This window comes from Aeromonas sp. SE22, from assembly GCF_038739755.1.
Lineage (GTDB): Bacteria > Pseudomonadota > Gammaproteobacteria > Enterobacterales > Aeromonadaceae > Aeromonas > Aeromonas jandaei.
In genome coordinates, this window is the sequence record NZ_JBCGFD010000020.1 from 38,832 (window position 1) to 47,594 (window position 8,763).

Genomic DNA, 8,763 nt, shown 5'->3' on the forward strand with positions numbered 1-8,763 from the left:
GAATTTAGCGGTTGAGGGGCTCGATGCTCTCGTGATGGAGCACAGCACCAAACCGCTGAACTAAAAACTGTACGTTGGGATCCTGTTCCAGATCCCGGGTCACCTGCTCGCGTACCCCCAGATAGAGGCGATGCTCGATCTCGAGGGGGGTCTCCTTGTCAGGCACCACGCCAAGAGTCACCTCGACCTGTACCGGTTGCCCCAGCGCAGGCCCGATGATCTCGGCCAGATCGGCGCGCGCCTTGTCGCTCACCAGATGGCGCTGCTCGGGTTTGAGGGTCAGCAACACCTTGTCTCCCTCCCGCGTCATCACCGAGTTGATGGCGAGCTGGCGCAGCCGGCCGCCTACCTGGGTGTGAGCAATCAGCTCGGCCCAAGCGTCACCACAACCATTGAGCAGTGAGGAAGGAATAAGGCGGGTCGCCTCCCCCTCTTGCTGCGCCTCATCGCTCTCGAGCTCGTCCCAATCGATGGTCTCCATCACTGGCTGGACAGGCTCGCTCTGCGCCACAGGGGCAGCAGCTACCGTCGTGGTCATTGGCTGGGTCGCAGGAGCAGGCGTCACTGCAGGCGCTGTGGCACTGCGCTCGCCAGGTCGATAGCTCGGCTGCCCAGCCAGATCCCAGGGGGGCAGATCGGTTGGCTGCGCAGGCTGGGTAGCGGGAGCCGCAGTGCGATTGGGCGCACTGCGGGCAGGCTCAGGCACGGGCGAGGCCATAAAGCTCTGGCTGAGATACTCCTCGTAATCCCCGTTATCACCCGCCTCGTCATAATTTTCGGCGTAGAGATCCACCGGCGGCAACTCGCCAAACTGGCCCATGGCGGGGCCACTCGGGGTGGCCGTTTGGCTGATAGCAGGTGATGGCGCGCTCTGCGGCTGAGGTGCTGGCGCAGAGGCAGTAACCTGACGCACTGGCGCAACCGGCACCGCCCGAGGAGCAGGAACAGCTGTACTGCTCTCTCCACGCTGGCGACTACGCAGCATATTGCGTTTGCCAAGCAGGCTTTGCATGCTCGATACCGCCGACACAGGTTCGGGCGCTTCCGAAGCAGATGCAGCCGGAGCGCTATCCATCGGTCCAGACGTCATCTGCGCAGGCGCCATCTCTGCAGCGGCCATCTGCGCAGTGTCGGTTGGTACCGATGGGTTAGGGTTTGCAACGGCCCCCTCCCCCCAGCTCGCAGTATCAACCGTCATGCCGCTATGCGCGCCAGAGAGCGGGGCCGGCTCTGCCTGATAACCCATACCGGCCGCCTCGCGCAGCAACTCATCCTGCTGGCTGAAGAGTTGGGCGGCTTGCACCTCCTCTTCACCGCTCTCCTCATCCTGACCGGTTACCTCGGCCGTGGCCGTCATGGCATCGGCAGAAACCGTCTGTGCAGGGTGTGGAGTATGAGTTGCAGGCTCAGCGGCCGGACGCTTTCCCGGCAGCGTCGGGGCAGCCCCCATCCCCGTGCTGGCCGAGCCAGTCATGGATGGGGGAAGCGCCGTCAGCGTGGCGGGGTGCAATACCTCGCGCCGTGGCGAGAAGGCGAGCATCCGCAGGCAGGTCATCTCCAGCGCGGTGCGGCCATCGGGTGCCCAGGGCAGATCTTTACGGCCACCCAGCACAATCTGGTAGCAGAGCTGCACCTCTTCCGGGCTCATCGCCTTGGCCAGTTGCAGCAGGGCATCAGCATCCGCCCCCTGCTCCTGCACGCTGGCAGGCAGCAGCTGGGCCATGGCGATACGATGCAGCAGCCCTTCCAGCTCGGCATGGAGCTGATCAAAATCGGGGCCAAGGGTGGCGATCTCGCTGATCTTGGCCATGGTCGCGGGGGCATCTTGCCGCAGGATGGCTTCCAGCAGCTGGTGCAGGTGGCGGTGATCGAGTGTGCCCAGCATCGTCAGCACGCTGTCGAGGCGGACGCTGCCGTTGCCGTGTGCCAGCGCCTGATCGGTCAGGCTCAGGGCATCGCGCATACTGCCGTCAGCCGCTTTGGCCAAAGCCAGCAGGGCACGCGGTTCGAAGGGCTGCCCCTCCTGATCCAGCACCCATTCGAGCTGCTTGGCGATCTGGGTCTGATCCAGACTCTTCAGATGAAACTGCAGGCAGCGCGAGAGAATGGTGATCGGCAACTTCTGCGGATCCGTGGTGGCCAGCAGAAACTTCACATAGGGGGGCGGCTCTTCCAGAGTTTTCAGCAGCGCGTTGAAGCTGTGACGCGACAACATGTGCACTTCGTCGATGAGATAGACCTTGAAGCGACCACGGGCCGGGCGGTACTGCACGTTGTCGAGCAGCTCGCGGGTATCTTCCACCTTGGTACGCGACGCCGCGTCAATTTCAAGCAGGTCGACAAAGTTGCCCTGATCGATCTCGCGGCAGGTATCGCAGACGCCACACGGATGGCTGCTGATCCCCTGCTCGCAGTTGAGGCTCTTGGCCAGAATACGGGCGATGGTGGTTTTGCCGACGCCGCGGGTGCCGCTCAGCAGATAGGCGTGATGCAGCCGTCCCTGATCCAGGGCGTTGGTCAGGGCAGTCAGCACATGTTGCTGACCAACCACTTGTTCAAACGTATGGGGGCGCCATTTACGCGCCAGAACCTGATAGCTCATAAATCCATCATGCAGGGAAGACAGGGCATTGAGGCCGGATGCTAACACAAATGGACGGGAGGCTGTATCGGCTATCGGTCAGAGCGGGAGGGATCGCTTGAATTTCAAACCGATGCCCGCACGGGCACCGGTTTGGAGGCTGGCAACAGGCTGACGATAGCAGCCTGTTGATCAAACCGGGGGCTTATTCGCCCGGCAGTTCAACCAAAGAGACCACCTTGACGCCAGCGGCGGTCAGGCGGGCATCACCACCGAGAGACGGCAGGGAGATGATGAATGCGGCATCAGCCACAGTACCGCCAGCGCGACGGATCAGCTTGACGGTGGCATCGACGGTGCCGCCGGTCGCCAGCAGATCGTCCACTACCAGTACCTTGTCACCGGGCACGATGGCGTCGGTGTGCAGTTGCAGGGTGTCGGTGCCGTATTCGAGGGCATAGGACTCCTCGATGACAGCGCGGGGCAGTTTGCCCGGCTTGCGGACCGGCACGAAGCCCAGACCCATGGCGTAGGCAACCGGCGCGCCAAAGATGAAGCCGCGAGCCTCGGTACCAACAATCTTGGTGATCCCTTGATCACGATAGTGATTGGCCAGCAGATCGATGGTGGCTTTGAACGCCTCGGCATTTTCGATCAGGCTGGTAATGTCGCGAAACAGGATGCCCGGCTTCGGATAGTCGGGAATGGTCTTGATGCTCGCTTCGATAAATTTCAGGGTTTCCGGATTCATGGTTTGACCGTTTGTTTTTCGACCCAGATGGCCGTTTTATCTTAGTCTTCCCGCCAGCGGGAAATAAAAAAGCCTGTCACGCAAGAATGACAGGCCGACTCCATAGCATTATTGCCGCAATAGCTTAGGGACTTCACTTCTCCATTGCAACTGGCTCCAGCACCGGCAGGCGCATTAACCAGGTGAGCAGGATCACCATTATGAGAAGCAACAGCCCCCTGACCCATAGCAGCGGCACCACCGCCAGCGACACCGAGAAGGTGAGCAGAATGAAGATAATGGCGCGCCGCCGTGCATGCCGGCGAATACCGCGATACTGCTGCCAGTCTGCAATGGGTTGGCCAAACCAGGGATGGCTTAGCAGCCAGTGGTGAAAACGGGGGGACGAACGAGCAAACAGAGCGGCTGCCAGCAGCATGAAGGGGGTGGTCGGCAGCAGTGGCAACACGATGCCGACAATGCCGGTCACAAAGGCCAGCCACCCCAAGATCATCAGACACCAGCGCTGCATTGCCACCTCTCATCTCTGTTTTTACCTGTCTAGCCTAACAGAGTTTGGCTGATAGCTGACAGCGGGGCACAACCCCACTACAATCTGCCCTCTTTTTTCTCCTTATCTCTTCGGAAAGCAGTTATGCGCGTTATTTTGGCCCCCATGCAGGGGGTACTGGATCACCTGATGCGGGAGGTACTGACCTCCGTCAACGATTACGATCTCTGCGTAAGCGAATTTATCCGGGTCGTTGATCAGCTGCTGCCCGCCAAGGTGTTCTATCGCCTCTGCCCCGAACTGCTGCAAGATGGCAAAACCCGTGCGGGAACCCCGGTACGGGTCCAGCTGCTGGGGCAACATCCCGAATGGCTGGCTGAAAACGCCAGGCGCGCTATCGAGCTGGGCTCCCCCGGGGTCGATCTCAACTTCGGCTGCCCCGCCCCCACCGTCAACAAGAGCAAGGGCGGCGCAGTGCTGCTGAAAGAACCCGAGACCATCTATCGCATCGTCAAGGCAGTGCGCGACGCGGTGCCCGCCCATCTGCCGGTCAGCGCCAAAATTCGCCTTGGTTACGATGACAAGGATCTCTATCTGGATAACGCCCTGGCAGTTCATCAAGGCGGCGCTAACGAGCTGGCCGTCCATGCCCGCACCAAACGTGAAGGCTACAAGGCGCCCGCCCACTGGGAGTATGTGGATGCCATTCGCCGCGCCTTGCCAATCCCCGTCACGGCCAACGGCGAGATCTGGGATCATCAGGATGCCCTGACCTGTGCCAGCGTCTCCGGCTGCGACTCCCTGATGGTCGGGCGCGGCGCCATCTCCCTGCCCAATCTGGCCAACGTGATGAAAACCGGCTGCCCCCACATGAGCTGGGCCGAGGTACTGCAATTGATGGTGAGCTACACCGAGCAGGACTTGGCCAGCGAAAAGGCTGACTACTACCCCAGCCGGATCAAACAGTGGTTCAGCTATCTCAAGCGGGAATACCCGGAAGCAGATCTGCTGTTTCAGGATATCCGGGTGCTCAAAGAGACGGACCCCATCCGCGATGCCTTGCTGCAAGCGGCCAAAAGCCACGGCTAACCGTCGTTAACTTGACTCATATCATCTTGATAAAGTTATCGGATCCCTATACTGCCCCGAATCTGTCGTCTGTCCTGTGGGGGATAATGTGTGTGAAATGACGCAAGCACAGTTGACTGTCTGGCGTAATCGCCTGCTGTCCGACTGGGCCCAGGTACGAGAAACGCTGATCGGTCAGCTAAAAGCCTGTCGCCGTGACGAGTGGGCCGAAAAGCTGGATCACTGCGAACAGGATCAGCTGGTCGAGCTGACCAGCCGGCTGGATCTGCCCAAAGTGGAGCAGAGTGTGGCGCATCTCAAACGGATCGATGCCGCACTCTGTCAGATGGATCTCGGCCTCTACGGCCTCTGTTCCGACTGCGAAGAGCCACTGGCCATCGAATCGCTAGAGCAGGATCCGACCCTACAACGCTGCCCGCGCTGCGAAGCCCGCTATCGCAAGGGATTCCACGCCCACGAGCTCTGAAAGATGCACCAACCGGTGCATCCTCTCTTTACCGCCTCACTGGTGACACTGCCATTCCTGTCCAATACTCGACTATATGAGCCGGTTCGAGGGGATGAGTCGTGTACAGACTCTTGTTGTTATGGTGTTTATGCTGTCAGGCCGCCGCACAGGAGTCTTTGGTCGTTGGCTGGGGCGACTGGCAGCCGTTCAGCTATCGCAATGAACAGCATCAGCTACAAGGGCTGGATATCGAACTGCTCAATGCCATCCTGCAGCGGGCTGACTATCAGGCTCGCTTCATCGAAATGCCCTGGACAAGGGTGCTGCACGAATTGGAATTTGGCACGGTTCAACTGGCCATGTCCGCCAACATCACCACCGAGCGTCAGCAATATGCTCGCTTCAGCCATGCCTATCGGGAAGAGGAGACGGTCATCATCATCCGCAAGGAGGATGAACCACGCTGGCGCACCATCACCACTCTGGAACAGCTGATCAATACTCCCGATTTTCATATCGGTCTGCTCAAGGGGTTTGACTACGGCGAAGCCTTTCGCCGCCTTGTCGCCGACCCCAAGGTGAAACCTCGGCTACAGGAGCGATTCACCCTGGAGCAACTGCTCAAGATGCTCAACGGCGGGCGGATCCAGGGGTTTATCCTCGATCCGAACAGTCTGCAGGAATGGGAGCATCAGGGCATCACCCTGAAGAAGCTCCATATCCTGCTGCATATCGAGCGCACTCCGGTTCACCTGATGCTCAGCAAGAAGAGCACATCGCAAGCCCAGCTGGATCGGCTCAATCAGGCGATCGACCAACTCAAGCAAAGCCCCGAATATCAGCAGATCCTGACCCGCTATACCTCTGGGTTGCTCGCAGAATAACAACGGGAGAGCCGATGGCTCTCCCGTCCTCTACGTTGGTTTCGTCAAATAACCTATCAGGAACCACTTCAACTCCGCGACTGACCAAGCACAATGCCGGCGAGATGAGAGAAGTGATGGATCTCGTGAGTGGCATCGCACTCACTATTCTGTTTGCCCGGGTTATACCAGCAGGTGGCCAACCCCTGCGCAGCCGCACCGGCAATATCGGTCTTGGGATTGTCGCCCACCATCAGCACTCTGGCCGGATCCGGAGCCCCCATCAACGAGAGGGTGTGCTGAAAAATAGCGGGATCTGGCTTGGTAACCCGGATCTCGTCGGAAATAACCAGCGGGGCGAACCACTCGCTCCAGCCCAGCTTGCCAAGTCGGCCTCGCTGGGGAACGCTGAAGCCGTTGGTGATGATGCCCATCTTCACCTTCTCCTTCAGCAGCTGTAGCGTCTCCACTACCCCATCAAGGGGCATGCTCAAGGCAACGATCTGCGCCAGAAAGGTGTTGTTCATCACCATGGGGTCAACATTGACCTGCTCGGCAAAAAGGGAGAAGCGGGTCTCTTGCAGCGCTGTAGCATCAATTTCGCCATTGTTGTACTGCTGCCACAAACCGTGGTTAAGGGTGTGATAGGCCGCCATGCCAGCCTCATCCACCTGTACGCCATAGTGGCGAAGGGTTTGCTCCAGCGCCTGTGTCACCGGGAAATCGAGCAGGGTCTCATCCAGATCGAACAGCACCCAGTCATAGCTTGTCTTGTTCACAAAAATCCTTGTCATCAGTCAGGTTGTTCCATGCTGTGGCGCCCCGTTCTGCCCAGCGGACTGGCCAGCAGATCCAGCGTCAGACGCACGCCAAAGCCTGTTACTTCGCTTGAAACCACCCCGTTGCCTCCCTTGTTGCGAAAACCGCTCAGGTCAAAATGCAGCCAGGGAGTCTGCTCGGGGACGAAATGGGAGAGAAAACGGGCCGCATCGATATGATCCGGGGAGCTGCCCGGCGCACACTGCAACAGATCGGCCCATTCACTCTCGATGTTGTCGTCATAATCCTCATCGAGCGGAAACGGCCAAACCCGCTCGCCGCTACGCTGCCCCATATTGACCAGCGACACCAGCCATTCGGTGCGGTTGGTAAAGACGCCGCAGTAGCGGCTTCCCAGCGCCCGTTTGCAGGCACCGGTCAGGGTGGCGTAGTCGATCAGCAGATCCGGGGTATCCTGCGCCGCCATCGCCAGCGTATCAGCCAGCACCATCCGCCCCTCCGCATCGGTATCGACCACTTCGATGGTGGTACCGTTGATGGCCGTGACGACCTCCCCGGGCCGATAGGCATGAGGGCCGATATGGTTCTCGGCAATAGCCAGCCAGCAGTGAACTTCATAGGGTAGCTGAGCTCTGCTGATGGCATAGAGGGTGCCGAGGGCCACCGCGCTGCCTCCCATGTCGAGATGCATGCCATACATGCTGCCGGAGATCTTGAGGTTGTAGCCGCCGGAGTCGTGGCAAATGCCCTTGCCTACCAGCGCAATACGGCGCACTGGCTTGGGGGGGTAGTAACTGAGCTTGACCATGGCACCCTGATTGTCTTCCGAGCCACGGGCCACGGCCAAAAAGGCGCCTGCCCCCAGCTCGGCCAACTGGCCCTGATCATAATGGAGGCAGTGCCATCCCTCCTCCTGCGCCAACTGGCTGAGAAACTCGCGATAATTGGCTGCGGTCAGCTCGGAAGCGGGCAGCACCGCCAGATGACGGGCCAGCCCGTTGCCGCCCGCTTCGCTGTAGATCCGGGCCAGATCCAGCACCACCGCCGGGGACACAACTACCTGCTGATAGCTCCAGCTGCTTTCACTGCGGCTCTTGCTGGTCGGCAGCGGCATATTGGCAGCAAGCAGGGTGGAAAGCACCAGCTCGGCCAGCACTCCCCGCTCGGAGGCAGAAAAGCCCTCGAGATGAAGACCGACCCGCTCGGCTTTTAATCCGGACAACGGCGCAATCCAGCTTCGCACCTGCTTGTAGAGGCGGTGATCCCGCTCAACGCTGCCCGCCACACAGACGACCAGCAGCAGGCTGTTGCCCTGCATCAGGGTAAAGGGGGCTTTTTTGCCCAGCGCCAGCAGGGTGTTGACACCCGATAGCTGGGGATGAGCCAGGATCGTCTCCTTCTGATCTTCAGCGATCAGCAATATCTGTATAGGAAGCGCCTGCTCGAGGGCCTGGACGAGAGTGGCATCCTGGCAATCGATAGCGGGAGGAAGATAGGTAAAGGGAGTGATCACAGGCATGTACCTCATCCGTGAAGAGATACCTGATCATACCTAACAAACAGGCGGGACGACCAGTTTTGCCCTGAAAAACCAGCACAAACAACATCTTCACCACGCAAGAGTGATATTGCGCAATGTCTGTAAAGTATTTGGAAAGAGAAAAATGGAGGTGATGAAAAGCAGCTGAAAAAGGAAAAACCGAGAGAAAGTTGGTTGCGGGGGCCGGATTTGAACCGACGACCTTCGGGTTATGAGCCCGA

General features: G+C 59.5%; 9 protein-coding genes. 3 read left to right on the forward strand and 6 right to left on the reverse strand.

What is annotated here, in order from left to right; all coding sequences use genetic code 11:
* Positions 1-4: 4 nt before the first annotated feature.
* From dnaX to AAHA39_RS19575, 3 genes are all read right to left on the reverse strand, one after another.
* Positions 5-2,602 carry a DNA polymerase III subunit gamma/tau gene (dnaX, locus tag AAHA39_RS19565; RefSeq protein ID WP_320656556.1) on the reverse strand — a complete coding sequence of 866 codons (2,598 nt, stop codon included), beginning with the start codon at positions 2,600-2,602 and terminating at the stop codon, positions 5-7.
* A gap of 184 nt (positions 2,603-2,786) precedes the next feature.
* Positions 2,787-3,332: an adenine phosphoribosyltransferase gene (gene apt / locus AAHA39_RS19570; RefSeq protein WP_033113563.1), complete on the reverse strand. Its 546-nt coding sequence runs from the start codon at positions 3,330-3,332 to the stop codon at positions 2,787-2,789.
* A 133-nt stretch (positions 3,333-3,465) separates the two neighbouring features.
* Positions 3,466-3,843, reverse strand: a complete 378-nt coding sequence (locus AAHA39_RS19575; RefSeq protein ID WP_320656555.1) for a YbaN family protein — start codon at positions 3,841-3,843, stop codon at positions 3,466-3,468.
* Positions 3,844-3,966: 123 nt separating this feature from the next.
* On the opposite strand from AAHA39_RS19575, the gene dusC reads away from it, so the two are divergent.
* The 3 genes from dusC (at position 3,967) to AAHA39_RS19590 (ending at position 6,243) form a co-directional block, all read left to right on the forward strand.
* Entirely contained in the window at positions 3,967-4,911 is a 945-nt protein-coding gene (gene dusC, locus AAHA39_RS19580) for a tRNA dihydrouridine(16) synthase DusC (RefSeq protein ID WP_320656554.1), read from the forward strand.
* A 97-nt stretch (positions 4,912-5,008) separates the two neighbouring features.
* Positions 5,009-5,377 carry a TraR/DksA family transcriptional regulator gene (locus AAHA39_RS19585; RefSeq protein ID WP_041210735.1) on the forward strand — a complete coding sequence of 123 codons (369 nt, stop codon included), beginning with the start codon at positions 5,009-5,011 and terminating at the stop codon, positions 5,375-5,377.
* Between the two features lie 158 nt (positions 5,378-5,535).
* Positions 5,536-6,243, forward strand: a complete 708-nt coding sequence (locus AAHA39_RS19590) for a substrate-binding periplasmic protein (RefSeq protein WP_236661099.1) — start codon at positions 5,536-5,538, stop codon at positions 6,241-6,243.
* A 68-nt stretch (positions 6,244-6,311) separates the two neighbouring features.
* Here the strand turns inward: AAHA39_RS19590 and yjjG are convergent, their stop codons facing one another.
* From yjjG to AAHA39_RS19605, 3 genes are all read right to left on the reverse strand, one after another.
* On the reverse strand, positions 6,312-7,001 hold the full coding sequence (gene yjjG, locus AAHA39_RS19595; protein ID WP_320656553.1) for a pyrimidine 5'-nucleotidase: 690 nt from the start codon (positions 6,999-7,001) through the stop codon (positions 6,312-6,314).
* 14 nt (positions 7,002-7,015) lie between these two features.
* Positions 7,016-8,515, reverse strand: coding sequence for a M17 family metallopeptidase (locus AAHA39_RS19600; protein ID WP_320656580.1), 1,500 nt, complete (start codon positions 8,513-8,515; stop codon positions 7,016-7,018).
* On the reverse strand, positions 8,409-8,763 hold a 355-nt coding region (locus AAHA39_RS19605; protein ID WP_342690035.1), incomplete at its 5' end, for a hypothetical protein. The genes AAHA39_RS19605 and AAHA39_RS19600, both read right to left, overlap by 107 nt.